We start from the raw sequence: 20,049 nt of genomic DNA on the forward strand, positions 1-20,049 counted from the left end.
GGTAAGCTGATAACCGCCTGCCGGCCAGCCCGGCGGCACGCCCTCGTAGCTCAGTAGGATAGAGCGGCCCTCTCCTAAAGGGCAGGTCGTCGGTTCGATTCCGGCCGGGGGCACCACACACGTTTCGGCGGCCCACGTCAGGGCCGCGCACCGCTAACCGTGTACCGCTAACCGCGGACCGCATCCTCGTCCGGGACCGTTTCCACGGCAAACTGCGTGCCGTGCAGCTCCGCATACCGGCCGCCCAGTTCCAGAAGCTCAGCATGGGTTCCCTGCTCGGCGATCCGCCCGCCTTCGATGACCAGGATCTTGTCCGCATTGCGGATCGTCGAAAGCCGGTGGGCAATGACGACGGCCGTCCGGCCTTCCAATGCCTCGCCCAGCGCTGCCTGAACCGCGGCTTCAGAGGTGGAGTCCAGGGCGGCTGTCGCCTCATCCAGGATTACGATGCGCGGCTGGGCCAGCAGCAGGCGGGCAATGGTCATCCGCTGCCGTTCTCCGCCGGACAGCCGGTAGCCCCGCTCCCCCACCATGGTCTCCAGGCCGTCGGGCAGGGACCGGATCAGGTCCTCCAGCCTGGCGCGGCGCAGCGCATCCCAGACCTGTTCCTCGGTGGCTTCGGGATTTGCCAGCAGCAGGTTGGAGCGGATGCTCTCGTGGAACAGGTGCCCGTCCTGGGTCACCATGCCCAGCGCCTGCCGCATTGCGGCGAAGCTGACATCGCGCACGTCGGTGCCGGAAAAGCGCACCGCTCCGGAGTCGACGTCGTACAGCCGGGAGAGCAGCTGGGCAATGGTGGACTTGCCCGCACCGGAGGTGCCCACCAGGGCAACGGTCTGGCCCGGTTCAACCCGGAACGAAATGCCGTGCAGCACTTCCTCGCCGCCGCGCGAGTCCAGCACCGCCACATCCTCCAGCGAGGCCAGCGAAACCTTGTCGGCTGTGGGGTACGCGAACCGGACGTCGTCGAACTCCACCCCCAGCGGACCGTCCGGAACGGGCACCGGATGCTCCTTTTCGCGAATCAGCGGCTTCAGGTCCAGGATCTCGAAGACCCGCTCAAAGCTCACGACTGCGCTCATGATTTCCACGCGGGCGTTCGCCAGCGAGGTCAGCGGCGCGTAAAGCCGGGTCAGCAGAAGCGCCAGGGTGACGACGTCGCCGGTGTTCAGGCTCCCGCTGAGGGCCAGATATCCGCCCAGCCCGTAGACCAGCGCCAGGGCCAGTGCCGAAACCAGCGTCAGTGCCGTGACAAACACGGCCTGCATCATGGCCATCTTGACGCCGATGTCGCGGACCCTGGCGGCACGGACGGCAAACTCCTCCGACTCCTGCTCGGGCCGGCCGAACAGTTTGACCAGGGTCGCCCCCGGCGCAGAGAACCGCTCGGTCATCTGCGTTCCCATCGAGGCATTGTGATTTGCGGCTTCGCGCCGCAGCCCCGCCAGCTTCCCGCCCATGCGGCGGGCCGGAATGAGGAAAACCGGCAGCAGCAGCATGGCCAGCACGGTCACCTGCCAGGACGTATTGAGCATGACGATCAGGGTCAGCACCAGCGCGACGACGTTGCTCACCACACCGGAGAGGGTTCCGCTGAAGGCCTGCTGCGCACCGATGACGTCGTTGTTGAGGCGGCTGACCAGGGCGCCGGTGCGGGTGCGGGTGAAGAACGCGATCGGCATTTTCTGCACGTGGTCAAACACCGCCGTACGCAGGTCCAGGATTACCTGTTCGCCGATCCGGGAGGAGAACCACCGCGTCGCCAGCGACACTCCCGCGTCCGCAACGGCCACTGCGGCAATCAGCAGTGCAAGCCGGATGACCAGGCCGGCAGTCGAGCCTGCAACTATGGCGTTGACGACCTCACCGGCCAGGACCGGGGTGGCCACCGCCAGGAAAGCACCCAGCGTGGACAGCAGCACAAAGCCGATCAGCTGCTTCTTATAAGGAGAGGCGAAAGTGATGATCCGCCGGAGCGTCTCCCGGGAAATCTTGTTGTCGCTGCCCCTGGCTGTGGAGATCTTATGAAGGGAACTCCACGCCGCGCCTTCCATGCTCATGTTGCCGCCTTCGTTGTATGCACTCTTCAGTTTAAGCCTCGGCACCGACACTCCATTCCCGCCGCTCCTGCCGCGGTTTGCGGCGGGGTCTGCGGCCGGGCCTGTGGCAGGTTTGCGGCATCGGCTGCGGGGCCTGCGGCGGACACCGGCCGGACGCGGCGCCGCCCTGCGCCCTTCAACAGCGGACGGCGGATGTGCCGGCCACCACATCCACCGGCGGGTCCGCTGGTACACTTCCATTCGCTGCACCCTCTCCCGGGTTGCCGGCAGACGAGGAAGGCTTCCATGCCCACGGTGCTTCAACCACTGCATGCTGCGTCCAGTGACGCCGACGTGCAGTATGCCGTGGTGGGGGTGCGCACCGGGGAATTGAGGGCCGCCGCCGACACCGTGCTGCGCGCGGCAGGCCTGCAAACGCTGCACGTCGACGGCGATTCGGCGGCCATACGGGCGATGCGGGACCACGACGTCGTTCTGGGCGTGGTGGATTCGGCGATGCTGCGCACCGCACTGCCGGACCAGCTCCGCCGCCTTCGGCAGGAGCCTTCCGTCGCCGGCCTCCCGGTCATTCTGTTGTCCGGTGCCCAGGACCTGGACATTGAGGCGATGGTCCGTTTCGGCATTACCGACTTCGTTGCCGGCCAGGTGCAGGAAACTGATCTGGCCGCGCGGGTGGCGCTGGTCCTCGCCCGCAGCCGCGCCACCAGGCGGCGCAAGGTGGCGGCCGCCCGACTGCGGGACGACACCCGTGCCATCTCTGCTGCACTGCGCGGCACCAATGACCCGGAACGCATGGCTGCCCTCGTTGTGCGCGGCCTCGGCCGCACCTTCCACGCCTGCCACGTCCGGCTGGAAACGTTCGCCGGGGAGCGGGTTCCCCAGCTGTCTGCCGCCTGGAACCGGGCCCGTCCGGCGGAGGACCTTCTGCCGGTTCCTCCGGAGGAAGCCCTCCACCTGTGCGCATCGCTCTGGGAGCGGGAGACCGTCCTGGTGGTGGAGGACCACCACAGGCCCGACGATCCGGACAGCAGGGTCCTGACGGTTGCTGCCCCGGCACCGCTAACCACCTCCGTATTCGCACCGCTGGCCCACGGCGACCAGGTGCTCGGCTATATCTGGATCGCGGGAACAACAGGCGCGCGGCACTGGAGCAGGACTGAGCTGTCCCTGATCCAGCATGTCTGCGGAAACCTTGCCCACGGGTTGGTGCAGGGACACCTCATTACGGCGCAGCGGGAGGTGCTGTCCCGGTTACGGGAGCTGGACCAGGCGAAAACCGATTTTGTGGCCACGGTGTACCATGAGCTGCGGACGCCGCTGACCTCTATCACCGGCTACCTTGAGCTGATCCTTGACGGTTCCGCCGGGGAGGTTCCCCCGCACATGGTCGAGATGCTGGACATCGTGGGACGCAACGCAGCGCGGCTGAACCAGCTCATATCGGACTTGCTGACGATCTCCCGAAGCGACGCGCGTGCCAGTCGTGCCGTCGAAGAAATCGATGTGGCCGCTTTGCTGGGAGCGGTGGCAGCGGCTCTGGCGCCGGCCGCGGCAGCGAACGAGATCACGCTCGCACTGGGGCCGGTGACGGTGCCGCTCCTCGTCGAGGGGGACAAGGCTCAGCTGGAACAGGTCTTCACGAACCTGATTTCCAACGCAGTAAAGTTCACTCCCCCGGGCGGAACCGTGGATGTGCTCGCTGACGCGGTCAGCACGGATTCCGGACCGCAAATCCGGGTCAAGATAGCGGACACCGGCATCGGAATTCCGGAGGCGGACATTCCGAAGCTGTTCCGGCGGTTCTTCCGGGCCTCCAATGCCACGGCTGCCGCGATTCCCGGCACCGGCCTCGGACTGGCGATCGTACAGGACATCGTTCTTCAGCACGGCGGAGAACTGGACATCAATTCCGTTATGGGCCGGGGCACCACGGTCACGGTGCAGGTTCCGGCACAGCGCTAGCAGGGCTTGGGCTGCAGGCGGCTCAGACGGAAATCCGTTCCGGAAACGCATAACAGTTCAGCGAGGATCCGCGGCTGAAGCCCACCAGTGTCATTCCGGCGTCCGCCGCCAGCTCCACTGACAACGACGACGGCGCGCTGACCGCGGCCAGCACGGGAATGCCGGCAAGCTGGGCCTTTTGCACCAGCTCGAAGGACGCACGCCCGGAGACCTGCAGGACCGTTCCGCGCAGCGGCAGCATCCCGGCGCGCAGGGCCCAGCCCACCACTTTGTCCACGGCATTGTGGCGTCCGACGTCTTCCCGCAGGCACAGCAGCTCCCCGTCGGCACTGAACAGCCCCGCCGCATGGACACCGCCTGTGCGGTCAAACACCGTCTGCTTCCGGCGCAGTTTCTCCGGGAGTCCCGCCAGCACCGAAAGGGGGACCCGCACGTCGTCCTCCCCCAGGGAGAAGTGTGATGACTTGCGCACCGCTTCAATGGACGCCGTGCCGCAGATGCCGCAGGAGCTGGACGTGTAGACGTGCCGTTCCATGGATGTGTCCGGAGGCGCCGTTCCCGGCCGCAGCTGCACGTCCACCACGTTGAAGGTCTGCTGTCCGGACTCGTCGACGCCTGCACAGTAGCGCAGGCTGATCAGCTGTCCCGGGTCCCAGATGATGCCTTCCGAGACGAGGAACCCGGCGACGAGGTCAAAATCGTCACCGGGTGTCCTCATGGTGACAGTAAAGGAGCGGCCGCCGACACGGATCTCCAAAGGCTCCTCGCCTGCCAGCACGTCTTCGCGCTTGGTGACTGTTCCGTCCGTGCGGAACTTCGTGATGTGCGCGCGCCGGGTAACCCGTCCCATTCCGTCTCCTTAGCCGCCGTCCCTCTTGTGCCCCTGGCCCCATTTAAACCCCCTGGCCCCATTTAAACTCAGTGCTCGGGCCTGCACCATCCCCGGTGATTGCTTAGTGTGCCGGAGGTTCGTTGACGGTCCAGGGCAGCGGCAACGCAGTGACTGCCTCGTCCTTGGTGCACCCGGCGTCGGGTACCACCATGATCGCATCGGCATCAGCAATGCCGCGCAGCATTCCTGACCGGAAATAGGGTGAGGGCAGCGCCCGCCCGTTTTCAATCCGGCAGGGCACCAGACGGGTCCGTCCCGGCAGCGGCTCAATGTCTACGCCCGCCAGGACGTGCCGTTCCGGCGACAGGGGCGCACCCCGCAGCCCGTCCAGAAGCGGTGACAGCACAGTGAACACCGCCATCATTGCGGCGAGCGGATTTCCGGGCAGGGCTACGAGCAGCCGTCCGTCCGGAAGCCGCGCCAGCATGGTGGGATGGCCCGGGCGCATGGCGATGCCGTTGATCAGCATTTCCGCGTCCATGTCCTCCAGTGCCTGCCGGAGGTGGTCCGCCTCGGACCTGCCGGTGCCGCCTGTGGTGATGAGGACGTCGCCGGAGGACATGGCGATGGACGTTTCATCCGTGGCATCGGTGCTCAGGGCGGCCACCACGTCCTCGTAGCGGTCGGACAGGCGCCTGACGACGTCCATCCGGCCGCCCAGCATCGTGACCAGCTGCGGCAGCTGCGGCCCGAAAGTATCCCTGACCTGGCCGGATTCCGGGATACCGTACTCAATGACCTCATCACCGGTGAGCAAAAGCGACACGCGCGGCGCACGGAGCACCGGCAGGGTGTCGTGCCCGCACACTGCGGCCAGGGCGATGTGCGCAGGATTCAGCAGTGTGCCGCGCCTGATCGTCACTTCCCCGGCTGCTGCCTCTTCCCCGGCGGGACGGATGTGTTCGCCGGTCCGGGGCTCATCGCTGCGGGCAGATTCGCTGAGGGACAGCACCGGGCTGTCTCCTCCGGAGAGGATCCCGCTTTCCGAGCGCAGCACGCTGTGCGCTCCGGCGGGAATCACGCCGCCGGTCAGGATGGCGACGGCCTGACCCGGCTGCAGCGGCCGGCGTCCGGACTCCTTGTGGATCTGCCACCGTTCCGTCTTGGGTTCCTGATGCGTCACCAGCCGCCACGGCGGGGCACCGGCCACGGCCCAGCCGTCCATCGCGGACGAGGCATAGTGCGGGACCGGCTGCAGGGCGGTGATGTCCTCGGCCAGCACCTGTCCCAGTGCTTCGGCCAGGGGAACAGTTTCATAGGGCAGCGGCCGGCCCGCCGAGAAAGCCAGGCTGCGCGCCTGTGCCCAGGGCGAGTTGGGCTGCAGCGGAAGTATCACGGGAGTGGAATTGTCAGTTGTCATTGAAGTCTCCGGTTTCGCCGTAGTTCTTGCATTCGCGTGCCGCCACGCGCATTGCTGCGCCCATGGCGACGGCGTCGTCTGCCTGTCCGCTGCCCGCCGCCAATCCTGCCGCGAACCCGGCCACAAAGGTAGTCAGCGGAGCAGCGGGACGGACCACCGAGTGCGCGGCGGCGGATGCCAACTGCAGCACTGCGTCGACGTCCACCGCGGTTCCTTCCAGCTCCAAGGCGGTCAGCAACCGGCCGCACCACGCTTCGAGTTGTTCTTCCTGGCTTGCCATTTCCTGCTCCTTAAGCTGGCCTTCTCCCACACGCCGGGCCTTAGATGTCTGCGGGGCGGCCGGTTTCCACCGACCATCGCCGGGCGTCCTCCCACGTGTCGATATCAGCCGTGCTGTGGGCGGGCACCGCAACGTCCCTCCTCTGCACCCTAGCAAGGAGCCTCTTCATCGAGAGATTTTCCAGCCCGCCAGGCCTGTCGTGCTGCCGTACCGCCGCACCCAAATCAGCGGTCAGATACAGTGCGGCCAACGGCTGCGCCCGGCCGGATTCGTCAACCGCCATCAGTGACCGGGGTTGCTCTCCCTCCATTGCGCAGCCCTGGGAATCGGCGGCCGCGGCAGCCAGCAGCGTACCGACAGCGGCACCGATAAACGGCATGTCGCAGGCAAGAACCAGTGTCCAGCCCGGCGGCGGCCTGCCGATGCGGGCATCAAGCGCCGACAGCGCAGTCGAGGCTGCTGCCACCGCTGCCGCCGGCCCGGAGAACGGCGGGTCCTCCCGCACCAGCAGGGCGTCCGCACCGGCGCCGGCGACAGCCGCGGACAGGCTCTCGGGACCGGCGACGGCTACCGCTGAAGCCGCAGCCGCAGCATCCAGGGCAACGCCCAACAAGGTACGGCCGGACACCTGCAGCAGCGCTTTGGGCGTCCCGTCCAGCCGCGAAGACCTTCCGCCGGCCAGGATAATGGCGTTGAAGCAGGGCAATTCCCCGTTGACGTCAGGCATCAGGCTGCTGTGCCGGCGTCCAGGAACTGGTTCCACTGCGGCGCCGGACGTTCAAGTTCACGGATTTGCCATCTCGCGCCCCGCGGAGGCTGGGGGCGGAACCTCAGCTGCCATCCCATCTGGCTGAGTGTCCGGTCGCCCTTGGCATTGTTGCAGCGCAGGCAGCAGGCGACCATGTTCTCCCAGCTGTCCCCTCCCCCTCGTGACTTGGGCAGGACATGGTCCACTGTCGAGGCGGCTTTCCCGCAGTAGGCGCACTGGTGACCGTCGCGTCGCAGGACCCCGCGCCGGGTTGCCGCCGTGCCTTCCCGATACGGGATCTTCACATACCGGTGCAGCAGGATCACGGAGGGCCGGGGAAGGATTTCGGTGGGGCCCACCACCGGGTCGCCGCTCTCCGCGACAACGCTGGCTTTGCCGGAAAGCACCAGCACCAGTGCCCGGCGGAAGCTCACTACCGCCAGCGGCTCGTAGCCGGCATTCAAAACGAGAGTGCGCATGCAATTCCTCTTCGCATGCCGGTCCGTCGGCGGAGCAGTCCACCGACGGAGGAGGACGATACTTCGGATGATATGGAAAAGAGTATGCCCCGATCCGGGTCTTGGCCATTTCCCGCGGCAGTACGGGGCTTAAACGGCTCAAGGGCCCTCCCCGAAGGAAGAACCCTTGACGGCCGGTGATGGAACCGGCGGTACAGCTGGTGGCGGAGTGCCTATCCGACCCGGATGTATACGCCTCCGGAGCCCAGCTCGGCCGGTGCTACGACAGTCGAATTGCCGTTGAAACCACCGTGGATCGCCTGGCCGTTACCGATGTAGACAGCGATGTGGGCCATGCCCATGCCTCCGTCGGCGTAGTAGATCAGGTCGCCCGGGACGGCCTGAGAAGCGCTCACGGTGCTGCCCAGGGACAGGTAGCCTGCAGGCCAGTCGTGGAAGCTGATGCCGGCTGCAGCAAGCGAGTTTGTCGCCAGCATGGTGCAGTCCTGCGAGACGCCAAGCTGCGCGTAGGCCGCTGCGGCAATGATCGCAGCCGTCCCCGAGGAGGCGGCGGGGGCTTCCTGAGCAGCAGCGCCGGATGCGGCGGGTGCCACAGCGGCTTCCGTCGATTCCAGTGCCGGGGCTGCGGTCTGCTGTGTTGCTGCGTCCAGCTCTGCGCCGCTCTGTGCCTGCACTGCAATTTCCGGCTGCGGTGCAGCAACAGGTGCCTGGATAACGCCGGCCGCTGCGGGGCGGTCGAAGTTCACCGTGGCGGTGTGGGGCACCGTCAGCGGCGCGGCAGCAGTCAGATCGAGGGTGCTGGTCTGGACGTCGCGAGCCAGTTCGGATCCGGAGGCGTTAGCCGCGACGCCGGTGCTCAGGACAAGTCCTGATGCGGCGACAACGACAGCTGCCTGGCGTCCTACGGTTCCGGCGTTGGCGGTTACGGCCTGGGCCAGCGCCGTCAGCGGTGCGGTGCGTTCTACCGGCGCCCGGTGGCGGGCGCGCTCAAGTGTTGATGACATGTTGGTGCAATCTCCGTTATCTGGCAGCTGCGCTTAGCTGACGCGGACGAAGCTTGCGCCGCCCAGGTAGGAGAGCGGGTGCAGAACGGTGTTCATACCGTTGAAGCCGCCGCTGATGACCTGGCCGTTGCCCACGTAAATGGCTACGTGGCCGGCAGTGATGACGAGGTCGCCGGGCTCAGGCGAGCCGACAACGGAGCCGTAGGCGTAGAACTGTGCCGGTGCGAGGTCGCCAACGGACTTGCCGATGGAACGCAGTGCCTTCTCGACCATGGCGGTGCAGTCCTGGGCGACGCCGATCTGGCCGTAGGCGGAAGCCACGAGGGCTGCGCCAACGCCGCTGGCAGCGGGTGCCGGAGCCGGAGCGGGTGCTGCCGGTGCGGGGGTGTTGGCTGCGGGGGCTGCAGCGGGCGCGGTGTAGGCGTTGCTGCTCACGGCGGCCTGCTGGGTCTGTACGGCAGCAGCCTGCTTGGCCTGCTGGGCCTGAGCGGCAGCCTGCTCCTGGGCAACTGCGGCGGCGGCGGCAGCGGCTTCCTCAGCTGCAACCTGTGCGCGGTAGTCCGCACCGGAAACAGAGGAAACGGACTGAAGCGTTGCCAGTTCGAACGGCGCCTGTGCCGACACCGAAACGGCTCCGGTGGAGGTGACTGCGCTGAGCGGAGTGGCTTCGAGGGCCTGGCGTTCGGTGCTGACGGCTGCCTGGGCGGGCAGGCCCGCTGCGAGGACGAGGCCGGAAGCGGCGACGACGACGGCGGCCTGGCGGCCAATGGATCCAGCGTTGGAGGTAACGGCCCGGGATAGTGCTGAAATCGGGCTCGTCTGAGTGGTGACCGCGCGACGGCGGCCGTGAGCTACTGATGACACAAGTTTGCCTCTCCCAATGCCTACGAGGTGAGCTGTCGGATTCGGATGGGAGTCACCCGGCTGCTGGACCGTAAGGCCCGTGCAACTTAACCCCTAGGGCTTCTTGCGAAACCCGAATGTGGTTCCCCCGCCTCTGCCATGCGATGTAGCGAACGGATCTCAAACAGTGGCAGAGCTCGGCGATCTGTTCGAGAGTGCCCGATCTTTGGCCGATCAGGCACGAGGAAGAGCGTACAACAACATTTGCTTAATGTCACGTTCCGGTCACGGAATGGTTATCCTGCGGTCACAACCAACCGAGCGGATCGACAACTTCCCCGTTAACCATGACCTCGAAGTGCAGATGGCAGCCCGTGGAGGCGCCTGTGGTGCCGCTGGCACCAACCAGGTCTCCGCGTTCCACGCTCGCTCCCACACCCACCGCGAGGTTGGACATGTGGTTGTAGGTGGTCTCCACGCCGTTGCCGTGATCCACGACAATCCGGTTACCGCCCCCGCCGGCGTGCCAGCCGGCGAAGGTAACGGTGCCGGAAGCGGCAGCGGTGACATCCGTGCCGCAGGCTGCTGCGAAGTCCTGGCCGCGGTGCAGCTCCCCGGCGCTGCCGGTGATGGGGCTGACCCGGTAGCCGAAACCGGAGGTTTGAACCAGGTCCGCAGCCAGCGGAGTGGCAAGAGTGCCCTTCGCGGCACCTGCGGCTATCTCCGTGCCCGAGGCCACCACTACTTGGCGCAGCTTCGCATCCGGATCAAACTTGCTGCTCAGCGCAGCGCGCTCGAAGTCAACGCTGGCGTTGGGATCAGCGGAAACCACTACAGCTTCCTCGACGGCGGCAGGCTGCATCTCCTGGACCGGTTCGCTGACGGCTGCGGTGGTGGGAAGGGCCACGGTAAGGATCAGGCCCGATGTTGCTGCGGTGATGGCGACCTTCTGTGCTGCATCACCGATGGAGTTCGATTTGGTTTCAGCCCGGCGGCGGCCTGAGGCCTGTCCGTTCCGGGGACGCGGGGCGGTAGCCGGAGCAGACGCGCGGCGTCTGCCCGGGGCAGCGTGCTTCGACAAGATATACCTCTCTCATATGCCTGCGAAGTTAGCTGTCGGATTCGAGTAGAGAAACTCGGCCCCACACTCGGCACAGTGCGCCTGTAAGCGGCTGTGTGCTGATGCTGGAGGCTTCACCCCAAGGCAGCCTCGGCTGCCAGTTGATGGGTCCTCCGCCCCTGCCTGAACGGTCTGTAGTTCCGGGCCAGTGGCAGGGTTCGGCGGAAGGCCCGGATAACGGTGCTATTTCAACGTCAGTAAGTCACTATAAGGGACGGCGGCCAAAAGAGACCATTCCGTTATCCGGCGGTGGACACAAACACGTGTGAGGCGACCTCTGGAGGAAGCTCCAGGGCTCCTTCGATGCCCGGCACCCGCACCGATATGTAGCCCGCCACCACCTCGGCCGTGAGCTCGGCCCCGGGGCGCAGCCCTGCCTCGTCCAGCTGGGTCAGCAGCTCCGGTTCCACCTGCACCGGCTCGGCCAGCCGGACCAGGGTCAGCTTGGTTCCGGGCTCGGCGGCGGCCACTGCGGCAACGAGGTTTGTAACCCCGTGGTGGAACAGCTCGGCGGCCGTGCCGCCGATTCCTTCCAGTCCCGGGATGGGATTGCCGTACGGAGATTCGGTGGGGTGTCCCAGCAGTTCATAGAGCCGGCGTTCAACCCGCTCGCTCATGACGTGTTCCCACCGGCAGGCCTCGTCGTGGACATAGGCCCAGTCCAGGCCGATCACGTCCGCAAGGAGCCGTTCAGCCAGCCGGTGCTTGCGCATCACCTCGGTGGCGCGCCGCCGGCCCAGCTCGGTGAGCTCCAGATGCCGGTTGCCGGAAACCACCACGAGCCCGTCCCGTTCCATCCGGCCGATGGTCTGGGACACCGTTGGCCCGGAGTGCCGCAGCCGTTCCGCGATCCGGGCCCGGAGAGCGACAATGTTCTCTTCCTCGAGCTCAAGGATGGTGCGCAGATACATCTCAGTTGTGTCGATGAGGTCCGTCATGACAGGCCGCTCCTATTACTCGTGCGGAAGATTACTCGTGCGAAAGATTCAGGAGAACAACGGCGGACACCGCCGCCGGAGGTCATTATTGCCCCTTACGTTAGCTTATTTGTACAGAGTGCAGATAATTCCGCCCACCGCTGGACCGCCCGCAACCGTCGGTCACGAATGGCTGGGAAACCGGCCGGTGGGGCAGAATGGAAAGGCACATCAGAGCACCCTGCCTACCGCTTGGAGCGATTACCCATGGGCGAAACCGCCGCGCTTAAGATCCCCGCTGAACTCCTTCCACTGGACGGCCGGTTCGGAGCCGGCCCCTCCAAGGTGCGTCCGGAGCAAATGGAGGCCCTGGCACGCGCCGGAGCCAACCTGCTGGGCACTTCGCACCGGCAGGCTCCCGTCCGGAACCTGGTCGGCAGCATCCGAGAGGGACTCTCGAGCCTGTTCCGCGCTCCCGAGGGCTATGAGGTCGTGCTGGGCGTCGGCGGCTCCACTGCCTTCTGGGACGTGGCTTCCTTCGGCCTGGTGGACAACAAGGCCCAGCACCTGTCCTTCGGCGAGTTCGGTTCCAAGTTCGCAGCCGCCACCAATAAGGCGCCCTTCCTGGCGGCTTCCTCCATCATCAAGGCCGAGCCCGGCACGCGCCCGGATCCGGCGGCCGAAGCCGGCGTCGATGTCTACGCCTGGCCGCAGAACGAGACCTCCACAGGTGTCGCCGCGCCGGTGCGCCGCGTGGAAGGGGCCGACGACGGCGCCCTGATCCTGGTCGATGCCACCTCCGCTGCGGGCGGACTGGACGTGGACCTCGCCGAATCCGATGTCTACTACTTCGCGCCGCAGAAGAACTTCGCCTCCGACGGGGGCCTGTGGCTGGGCATGTTCTCCCCCGCCGCCCTGGAACGTGCGGCGCGGATCAATTCCTCGGACCGGTGGATCCCGGACTTCCTTAACCTCCAGACAGCCATCGACAACTCGAGGCTGAACCAGACGTACAACACGCCGTCCCTGGCCACCCTGGTGACCCTCAACGCGCAGGTTGAATGGCTGAATGCGAACGGCGGCCTGACCTTCGCCGCCGGCCGCACGGCGGACTCCGCCGCCAGGATCTACTCCTGGGCTGAGGCGTCACCGGTGGCCACACCGTTTGTGGCCCGCCCCGAAGACCGGTCCAACGTCATCGCCACCATTGACTTTGACGAGAGCATCGATGCCGCCGCCGTCGCGAAAACCCTGCGCGCCAACGGCGTCGTGGATGTGGAACCGTACCGCAAGCTCGGCCGCAACCAGCTGCGCATTGCCACTTTCGTGGCGATTGAGCCCGACGACGTGAGCGCATTGCTCCGCTGCATCGACTTCGTTATCGAAAACTCCTAGCCGCGCCGCGGTCCGCTGTCGCGGGCCCGGCTCCGGCCTGCAGGATCCGCGGGATCCGGACGCTACACAGTGTCCGGGTCCTGCTCCGTTTCGCGGGTGGACAGGTGCAGCCGCCGGGGCCGCGCGCGGTCGTAGGAGATGCGCAGGTGGTGGGACCGCCAGGCCCAGATGAACCCCACGACTGCAGTGATGATCCCCGAAGCAGCAGCAACGCCCAGGCTCCAGCGCGGGCCGAAGCTGTTGGAAACCCACCCCACCAGGGGGGCGCCCAGGGGTGTGCCGCCCATAAAGATGGCGAAGTACAGTGCCATCACCCGCCCGCGCATCACGGGGGTGGTGGTCGTCTGGACATAGGCGTTGGCGCTGGTCATCAAAGTCAGGGCGAACAGCCCGACCGGAATCAGCGAGACCGCAAACCACAGCAGCGTCGGCGAGGCAGCGGCTACCAGACAGGCCGCGCCGAAAGCCCCGGCGGCCCCGAAGATGAACCGCAGCCGGGGTTTGTCCCTTCGAGCCGAAAGCAGCGCTCCGGCCACGGAACCAACCGCCATCACCGAGTTCAGCAGCCCAAAAACTCCGGCGTCCTGCCCGAACTCGGTTCGGGCCATTGCCGCAATGTAGACCGCGAAGTTCAGCCCGAACGTGCCGACGATAAAAATGGCCAGCATCACCATCATCAGGTCCGGCCGGCGGCGGACATACCGAAGTCCTGCCCTGATGCGGCCTTTCCCCGGAGCTGCCTTGGGCAGGACCCGCAGTTCGCTGCTGCGCATCTTGAGCAGGGCCAGGACCATCGCGCCAAAGGTGAACGTATTAATAAGGAAAACCCAGCCGGGCCCCACGGCGACCGTGAGCAGGCCGGCCGCAGCCGGGCCGATCAGGCGGGCGCCGTTAAAGGAGGCGCTGTTCAGGGCGACGGCGTTGGGCAGGTCGGTTTCTCCGACGACTTCCGAGACGAAACTCTGCCGTGCCGGCGCGTCGACGGCGGAAACCACGCCCAGCGCCAGCGCAAAGGCGTACACGTGCCACAGCTGGGCCCCGCCGGAAAGCACCAGGACGCCCAGGCCGAGACCCAGCGCAGCCATGGCCACCTGCGTGAAAAGCAGGACCTTGCGGCGGTTGTATGTGTCGGCAATCAGCCCTGCCCACGGCGCCAGCAGCAGCTGCGGGCCAAGCTGCAGCGCCATGACGATTCCCATCGCCGCTGCATCCTGGTTGGTCAGGATGTCATAAACGAGCCAGTCCTGGGCAGTCCGCTGCATCCAGGTGCCGATGTTGGACACCAGCGCTCCCAGAAACCAAATGCGGTAGTTGAAGAGCCTAAGCGAACGGAACACGGCTCACCGCCGATCCATGAACAACTGGAAAACCCCTGCCCCCGGCACTGCCCTACCTGTCCTCCTGAGTCCTGTCCTCCTGCTGTGCCGTCCCGGACTGCCCGGCGTCGTCGGTGCCGGCTTCAGCTTCGGCGCGGGCCAGTGCGTTTGCCTGTTCCTGTGCCTGGGCGGCTTCCTCCGCCGCGACATCCTCGGGCCGGACCCGCTCCGACCACGGCACCCACTCGGGAGCGAGAACAGCGTTTTCGGAGGGGAGCAGGCCGACTTCACAGACCGTTGCCGCCTTGCCGCGCGGCACCCGGGCCACCGTGGCGTACCACTGCCACCCGTTGTATCCGGGACGAAGTGCCTCGAACCGGTGGGTGACCAGGCGTTCGGCATCTGCAGCGGCACCCGCGTAGGCACCGATCTGCTCGGCCGGAACTACTTCGAGAAGTCCTGCCCGGGCAGTATCGACGGCGGCCGCCAGTACGGCGTCGGGCTTGGACGGACGGCGCGGCGTGCGCCGTGCCTTGGCAGCGGGAGCGCCGGCGGACCCGCCGGACGATTCTGCCGGGGTGGGTTGTTCAGCAGCAGCTTCGGAAGATGATGTTGCGCTCATGGTCATGCAGCGACTCCGCCTTATACGTCCAGATCATCGGCGACGGCACGCAGGACGGCCGCCACCTTGGTGGCATGCTTCTTGTCGGGATACCGGCCCTTGCGCAGGCCGTTCGAGACTGCATCCAACAGTTTAATAAGGTCTTCGGTAATGACTGCCATGTCATCGGCACTTTTGCGCGTCGCCCGCGCCACCGACGGCGGGGCTTCCAGGATGCGGGCCGAGAGGGCCTGCGGCCCCCGGCGGCCGTCGGCAACGCCGAACTCCATCCGGGTCCCCGGCTTCACCTCGGTCACACCGGAGGGAAGGGCCGAGGCGTGCAGGAACACTTCCTGCCCCTCGTCCGTGGCCAGAAACCCAAAACCTTTACCAGTGTCGAACCACTTGACCTTGCCGATGGGCACTTCGGTTACCTCGTTCTTAGCTGTTGAGTGCGGCAGTAGTAACTGCCGCAGTGTTCCGCAACCCGCAGTGCCTGCCGTGTGCCGGAATGCACGGCCCGGGTACTCCCTGAGATACCAGGTGCATCCAGATACTGTCCATCCAGATACTACGGGAGAGATCCTACGGGGAAGTCTGTTCCCTTTAGAATATCCCGCCCCGGTATTCCTCCCCGGTGCCCGAGCCTTTGGACCCGGTCATTTCCGCTGTTAGCGTTAAGCGCCATGGACACCAGCACACCTTCCGCCGGCCGGACACCGCACCGAACGGCGCCCGAGGGGCCGCGGTGGCGCCGGATCCTCATCGGCGCAGCTGCCCTGCTTGCAGTAGTGGGACTGCTCTGCCTGGCGGTGGTTGTGCTCTCCGGGCTGCGGTCGGAAAGCATCTGGCCCGGTTACGCCGCGGGTGCCTTTTACGCCCTCCCTGTGGCGTTCCTCCTGATGGCAGGCCTGGTAATTGACGGAATCCGCCGCAGGCGACGCGGCTGATCCGTCCGTTTTGGCGCCGGGTCGGGTAACGTGGAGACGATGTCCGCGATCCGAGCTTTAGCCGAAGATCTAGCTGCACGCAGTGATGACCAGCTGCGTGAATTACTCGCGGCCAGACCAGATCTCATTCTTCCCCCGGTTCCCGATTTCCAGGCCCTCGCGGCCCGGGCGTCAACCCGGATCAGCGTCCAGCGCGTGCTGGAAAAACTCACCTCTCCGGAACTGCAGGTCCTCGAAGCCGTGGACCTGACCACCAACGAGGACTCCCACCTCAGCACCACGGCCTCGTGGTTGAAGAGCGCCATTGCCGGCTCCACCATCAAGGCGCTGGATTCCATCCTGAACCACCTGCACACCCTGGCCCTGCTGCGCCGGGCCACACCGCATCCCGGTGCTCCCAAAGCCGATGCCACCCGCCGGTTCTACCTTCCGGTGGCGGTGCTGGGCGAAGCGCTCGGGGCGTATCCGGCAGGCCTGGGACGCCCGTATTCCACCCTTGCCGTCCAGCATCCCGAATTCGGGCAGCGCCTGGTCGGGATTGTGGAAGGACTGCGCCGGAGCGGCATTCCGATGGAGCGGGCGGATACGCCCGCAACTGCGGCGCACTCCCTGCACCATTTGGTGTCGGACCCGGCGGGCTGGGCCCGGCTGATGGCCGATGCCCCGCCCCAAACGCTGGAGCTGCTGCGCCGTTTCAAGTACTCCCCCGTCGGCGCCATTCCCAAGAAGGCCGCCATGGGGCGGGCTGTCCTGGACAACCCCTCCCCCACCCCGGTGGAGTGGCTGATGGCCCGCGGCCTGCTCGTCCCCCTGGACGCCCTGCACGTCGAACTCCCGCGGCCGGTGGGACAGGCCTCCCGCGGCCACGTCATCGTCTCCGACTTCAAGCTCCAGCCGCCGGCACCGGTGACCCGCAGCGTACCGGACAGTGTCCGTGACAATGCCGCCTTTGGCGCGGTGGCCGAAACCCTCCGCCTGGTCACTGAACTACTGACCGTGGCAAAAACCACTCCCATCAGCACTCTCAGATCCGGCGGGGTCGGGGTTCGGGAAGTGCGGCGCGTTTCGGAATCGCTGCGCATCGACGCGCCGGCCACCGCGTGGCTGCTGGAACTTGCCGCGCTGGCCGGCCTGCTGTCACTGGACGTGACCACGTCCCGCTGGTGCACCACGGAGGGAACCTGGCTGACCTCGGACCGGCACGACCAGTGGAAGCAGCTGGTCCGGGCCTGGCTGGATGCGGACCGCGCCCCCTCGCTGGTCGGCAGTCCGCTTCCGGGCGGCGGAGCGATCAATGCCCTGGCCGCCGAAGCCTCACGCCCGGACGCTCCGCTGGTCCGGCAACGGGCGCTGGAGATGCTCGCCCGGTTTGCCGCCGAGGACGCCGGTGAGGAAGGTAGCACCGGAGCCCTGGACGCGGAGGCGCTGGTCAGCGCCCTGACCTGGCATCAGCCCCGGCTCCAGCGCCGGTTCGCCCGCCTGGTTCCGGGCATCCTGAAAGAGGCGGCCCAGCTGGGCCTGCTGGGCTCCGGCGCCTTGACCGACCTCGGTGCCGCCGTCGCTGCCGGGGACTGGGACGGCGCCGCGCAGCGCCTGCGCGATGCCCTTCCGGAGCCGCTGAATGCCTTCCTGCTGCAGGCGGACCTGACCGCCGTGGCTCCCGGCTACCTCGAACCGGGAGTGGCACGCCGGCTGGCATCCGTTTCCGACCCGGAGGGGCAGGGCCCGGCTGCCATCTACCGGTTCTCCGAGGGCTCCATCCGCAGGGCACTGGACAGCGGACAGGACGCCGCCGGCATCCTCGACTTCCTGCACCGGCATTCCGCCACTGAGGTGCCCCAGCCGCTGAAGTACCTCGTGGAGGATACCGCTGCCCGTTACGGACGGCTCCGGGTGGGCGCTGCCGCGTCGTATCTGCGCAGCGACGACGAAGAGGGTTTGACCGGCCTGCTCGCAGACCCGCGCACCGCGTCGCTGGGCCTGGTGCGCCTTTCTCCCACCGTCGTCGGCTCCGTCGCCAGCGCACAGGAACTTTCCTACTCCCTGCGCGAACTCGGATATTCCCCGGCACTGGAGGGCCGCGCCCGCCCGGTCGCCGGTTCCCATGCGCATCCTGTGACGGTGGCGGCGACGTCGAAAACCAGGCTGAACCCCTGGGAGCTGACCGACGACGACGTCGCGAACCAGCTGGCGGCGCTCCGGGGCGAGGGTCCGCCCGTCGCCGGCCGCTCCGAGAGCCAGCCGCTGGTCGGCCTGGAGATCCTGCGCGAAGCAATCCGGACGCGGAGCTCGGTGCGGATGGGCGTCGTGGACGGCCAGGGGAATCAGCGGCAGGAAATTTTCGTTCCCTTATCAGTCACCGACGGAAGAGTGAGGGTCTTTGACCCCCGCCGCGACGTAGAGCGAGTGGTGTCGGTGCACCGAATCATGGATGTGGAAATAGTGGAGGATACCCCGGCGCATGGCTGACGGACCGTTGATTGTCCAGAGTGATAAGACCATCCTGCTGGAAGTGGACCATGAACAGGCCACCGAGGCTAGGCATGCCATAGCGGCTTTCGCCGAGCTGGAACGCGCCCCGGAGCACATCCACAGCTACCGGCTGACGCCGCTGGGACTGTGGAATGCCAGGGCCGCGGGACTGGACGCCGAGCAGGTGCTGAACACCCTGCTGAACTACTCCCGTTTTCCGGTGCCGCATTCGCTGCTGGTGGACATCGAGGAAACGATGTCCCGATACGGCCGGCTGCGCCTGGAAAAGGACCCGCAGCACGGCCTGGTGCTGCGCACCAACGACTACCCGGTGCTGGAAGAAGTCCTGCACGCCAAAAAAATCCAGCCCCTCCTCGGTCCGCGGATCGACGGCGAGACCGTGGTGGTGCAGTCCTCCATGCGCGGCCAGCTCAAGCAGCTGCTGCTGAAGCTCGGCTGGCCGGCGGAGGACCTCGCCGGTTACATCGACGGCACCCCGCATCCGATCCTGCTCGAAGAGAATGGCTGGGCCCTGCGTCCGTACCAGAAGCTGGCAACGGAGAACTTCTGGGCCGGCGGCTCCGGCGTCGTCGTCCTGCCCTGCGGCGCGGGCAAGACCCTGGTGGGTGCCGCCGCCATGGCCACCAGCTCCACCACCACCCTGATCCTGGTCACCAACACCGTCTCGGCCCGGCAGTGGAAGGACGAGTTGCTCAAGCGCACCTCCCTGACCGAGGACGAAATCGGCGAGTATTCCGGCGCTGTGAAGGAAGTCCGGCCGGTCACCATTGCCACCTACCAGGTGCTGACGCTGAAGCGCGGCGGCCTGTACCCGCACATGGAACTGCTGGACAAGAACAACTGGGGCCTGATCATTTACGACGAGGTGCATCTGCTGCCAGCCCCGATCTTCCGCATGACGGCTGACCTGCAGGCACGGCGCCGGCTGGGCCTGACCGCCACCCTGGTGCGTGAAGACGGCCGCGAGGGCGAGGTCTTTTCGCTCATTGGGCCCAAGCGCTATGACGCGCCGTGGAAGGACATTGAGGCACAGGGCTACATTGCCCCGGCCGAGTGCATCGAGGTCCGGGTGGACCTGCCGCGCGATGAGCGGGTGGCCTACGCCATGGCGGAGGACGGGGACAAGTACCGGCTGTGCTCGACGTCGGAAACCAAGACCGGCGTCGTCGAACAGCTGGTGCGCCGCCATGCCGGTGAACAGACCCTGGTGATCGGCCAGTATCTGGACCAGCTCGATGAGCTGGCTGAACGCCTGGACGCCCCGGTCATCAAGGGCGACACCCCCGTGAAGGAACGCCAGCGGCTGTTCAACGAATTCCGGGAGGGCAGGCTGACTACCCTGGTGGTCTCCAAGGTCGCCAACTTCTCCATCGACCTGCCCGAGGCTTCGGTTGCGGTCCAGGTCTCCGGGTCCTTCGGGTCCCGGCAGGAGGAGGCCCAGCGCCTGGGCCGGCTCCTGCGCCCCAAGGCAGACGGCAAGGCCGCCCACTTCTACACGGTGGTGGCACGGGACACCCTCGACCAGGAGTTCGCGGCCAAGCGACAGCGTTTCCTGGCGGAGCAGGGCTACGCCTACTCCATCCTTGACGCGTCGGACATCGAAAAGCCCGTATAGCGGGAGAACCCGCG

The 20,049-nt window shown here is 66.7% G+C and carries 18 protein-coding genes, 1 tRNA gene and 2 riboswitches; of the genes, 6 read left to right on the forward strand and 13 right to left on the reverse strand.

Annotated features, from left to right (window positions below):
- The first annotated feature begins 39 nt into the window (after window positions 1-39).
- Window positions 40-116, forward strand: a tRNA-Arg gene (locus WKB88_RS16605).
- A gap of 51 nt (window positions 117-167) precedes the next feature.
- Here WKB88_RS16605 and WKB88_RS16610 read toward each other — a convergent pair.
- Window positions 168-2,060, reverse strand: a complete 1,893-nt coding sequence (locus tag WKB88_RS16610) for an ABC transporter ATP-binding protein (RefSeq protein WP_341395665.1) — start codon at window positions 2,058-2,060, stop codon at window positions 168-170.
- Between the two features lie 285 nt (window positions 2,061-2,345).
- Between WKB88_RS16610 and WKB88_RS16615 the strand changes: the two genes are divergently transcribed.
- The gene (locus WKB88_RS16615; protein WP_341395666.1) at window positions 2,346-4,022 is read left to right on the forward strand and encodes a sensor histidine kinase; all 1,677 of its coding nucleotides are present in this window, start codon (window positions 2,346-2,348) and stop codon (window positions 4,020-4,022) included.
- 22 nt (window positions 4,023-4,044) lie between these two features.
- Here the strand turns inward: WKB88_RS16615 and fdhD are convergent, their stop codons facing one another.
- The 9 genes from fdhD to WKB88_RS16660 all read right to left on the reverse strand — a co-directional run bounded on the left by fdhD (window position 4,045) and on the right by WKB88_RS16660 (window position 11,686).
- On the reverse strand, window positions 4,045-4,872 hold the full coding sequence (gene fdhD / locus WKB88_RS16620) for a formate dehydrogenase accessory sulfurtransferase FdhD (RefSeq protein WP_341395667.1): 828 nt from the start codon (window positions 4,870-4,872) through the stop codon (window positions 4,045-4,047).
- A gap of 103 nt (window positions 4,873-4,975) precedes the next feature.
- Window positions 4,976-6,274: a molybdopterin molybdotransferase MoeA gene (locus WKB88_RS16625; RefSeq protein WP_341395668.1), complete on the reverse strand. Its 1,299-nt coding sequence runs from the start codon at window positions 6,272-6,274 to the stop codon at window positions 4,976-4,978.
- A complete protein-coding gene (locus WKB88_RS16630; protein WP_341395669.1) occupies window positions 6,264-6,554 on the reverse strand; it encodes a DUF6457 domain-containing protein in 291 nt (96 codons plus the stop codon). The genes WKB88_RS16625 and WKB88_RS16630 overlap by 11 nt, the downstream gene beginning before the upstream one ends.
- Window positions 6,555-6,594: 40 nt before the next feature.
- Window positions 6,595-7,281 (reverse strand): molybdenum cofactor guanylyltransferase, encoded by a 687-nt coding sequence (gene mobA, locus WKB88_RS16635; RefSeq protein ID WP_341395670.1) that lies wholly within the window; start codon window positions 7,279-7,281, stop codon window positions 6,595-6,597.
- Entirely contained in the window at window positions 7,281-7,781 is a 501-nt protein-coding gene (locus tag WKB88_RS16640) for an HNH endonuclease (protein WP_341395671.1), read from the reverse strand. Before WKB88_RS16640 ends, mobA begins: the two co-directional genes overlap by 1 nt.
- Window positions 7,782-7,993: 212 nt before the next feature.
- Window positions 7,994-8,785 (reverse strand): NlpC/P60 family protein, encoded by a 792-nt coding sequence (locus tag WKB88_RS16645; protein ID WP_341395672.1) that lies wholly within the window; start codon window positions 8,783-8,785, stop codon window positions 7,994-7,996.
- A gap of 33 nt (window positions 8,786-8,818) precedes the next feature.
- A complete protein-coding gene (locus WKB88_RS16650; RefSeq protein WP_341395673.1) occupies window positions 8,819-9,649 on the reverse strand; it encodes an NlpC/P60 family protein in 831 nt (276 codons plus the stop codon).
- A gap of 3 nt (window positions 9,650-9,652) precedes the next feature.
- Window positions 9,653-9,810, reverse strand: a riboswitch (cyclic di-AMP (ydaO/yuaA leader).
- Between the two features lie 125 nt (window positions 9,811-9,935).
- Window positions 9,936-10,709 carry a M23 family metallopeptidase gene (locus WKB88_RS16655; RefSeq protein ID WP_341395674.1) on the reverse strand — a complete coding sequence of 258 codons (774 nt, stop codon included), beginning with the start codon at window positions 10,707-10,709 and terminating at the stop codon, window positions 9,936-9,938.
- Between the two features lie 2 nt (window positions 10,710-10,711).
- Window positions 10,712-10,922: riboswitch (cyclic di-AMP (ydaO/yuaA leader) on the reverse strand.
- A gap of 65 nt (window positions 10,923-10,987) precedes the next feature.
- Window positions 10,988-11,686 carry a metal-dependent transcriptional regulator gene (locus WKB88_RS16660; RefSeq protein ID WP_341395675.1) on the reverse strand — a complete coding sequence of 233 codons (699 nt, stop codon included), beginning with the start codon at window positions 11,684-11,686 and terminating at the stop codon, window positions 10,988-10,990.
- 246 nt (window positions 11,687-11,932) lie between these two features.
- On the opposite strand from WKB88_RS16660, the gene serC reads away from it, so the two are divergent.
- Window positions 11,933-13,060: a phosphoserine transaminase gene (serC, locus tag WKB88_RS16665; protein WP_341395676.1), complete on the forward strand. Its 1,128-nt coding sequence runs from the start codon at window positions 11,933-11,935 to the stop codon at window positions 13,058-13,060.
- Window positions 13,061-13,122: 62 nt separating this feature from the next.
- Here serC and WKB88_RS16670 read toward each other — a convergent pair whose 3' ends face one another.
- Genes WKB88_RS16670 through WKB88_RS16680 form a run of 3 tightly spaced genes read right to left on the reverse strand, consistent with a single transcriptional unit; the run spans window position 13,123 to window position 15,402 of the window.
- Window positions 13,123-14,397 (reverse strand): MFS transporter, encoded by a 1,275-nt coding sequence (locus WKB88_RS16670; protein WP_341395677.1) that lies wholly within the window; start codon window positions 14,395-14,397, stop codon window positions 13,123-13,125.
- A 52-nt stretch (window positions 14,398-14,449) separates the two neighbouring features.
- Entirely contained in the window at window positions 14,450-14,998 is a 549-nt protein-coding gene (locus WKB88_RS16675) for a DUF3027 domain-containing protein (RefSeq protein ID WP_341395678.1), read from the reverse strand.
- A gap of 20 nt (window positions 14,999-15,018) precedes the next feature.
- Window positions 15,019-15,402, reverse strand: coding sequence for a cold-shock protein (locus tag WKB88_RS16680; protein WP_284025269.1), 384 nt, complete (start codon window positions 15,400-15,402; stop codon window positions 15,019-15,021).
- A 261-nt stretch (window positions 15,403-15,663) separates the two neighbouring features.
- Here WKB88_RS16680 and WKB88_RS16685 point away from each other — a divergent pair, with 261 nt between their 5' ends.
- Genes WKB88_RS16685 through WKB88_RS16695 form a run of 3 tightly spaced genes read left to right on the forward strand, consistent with a single transcriptional unit; the run spans window position 15,664 to window position 20,035 of the window.
- The gene (locus tag WKB88_RS16685) at window positions 15,664-15,927 is read left to right on the forward strand and encodes a hypothetical protein (RefSeq protein WP_341395679.1); all 264 of its coding nucleotides are present in this window, start codon (window positions 15,664-15,666) and stop codon (window positions 15,925-15,927) included.
- Window positions 15,928-15,966: 39 nt separating this feature from the next.
- Window positions 15,967-18,396 (forward strand): helicase-associated domain-containing protein, encoded by a 2,430-nt coding sequence (locus WKB88_RS16690; RefSeq protein ID WP_341395680.1) that lies wholly within the window; start codon window positions 15,967-15,969, stop codon window positions 18,394-18,396.
- A complete protein-coding gene (locus WKB88_RS16695) occupies window positions 18,389-20,035 on the forward strand; it encodes a DNA repair helicase XPB (protein ID WP_341395681.1) in 1,647 nt (548 codons plus the stop codon). The genes WKB88_RS16690 and WKB88_RS16695 overlap by 8 nt, the downstream gene beginning before the upstream one ends.
- The last annotated feature ends 14 nt before the right edge of the window (window positions 20,036-20,049 follow it).

Origin of the sequence: Arthrobacter sp. G119Y2, from assembly GCF_038069765.1 — a bacterium.
Taxonomy (GTDB): domain Bacteria; phylum Actinomycetota; class Actinomycetes; order Actinomycetales; family Micrococcaceae; genus Arthrobacter_B.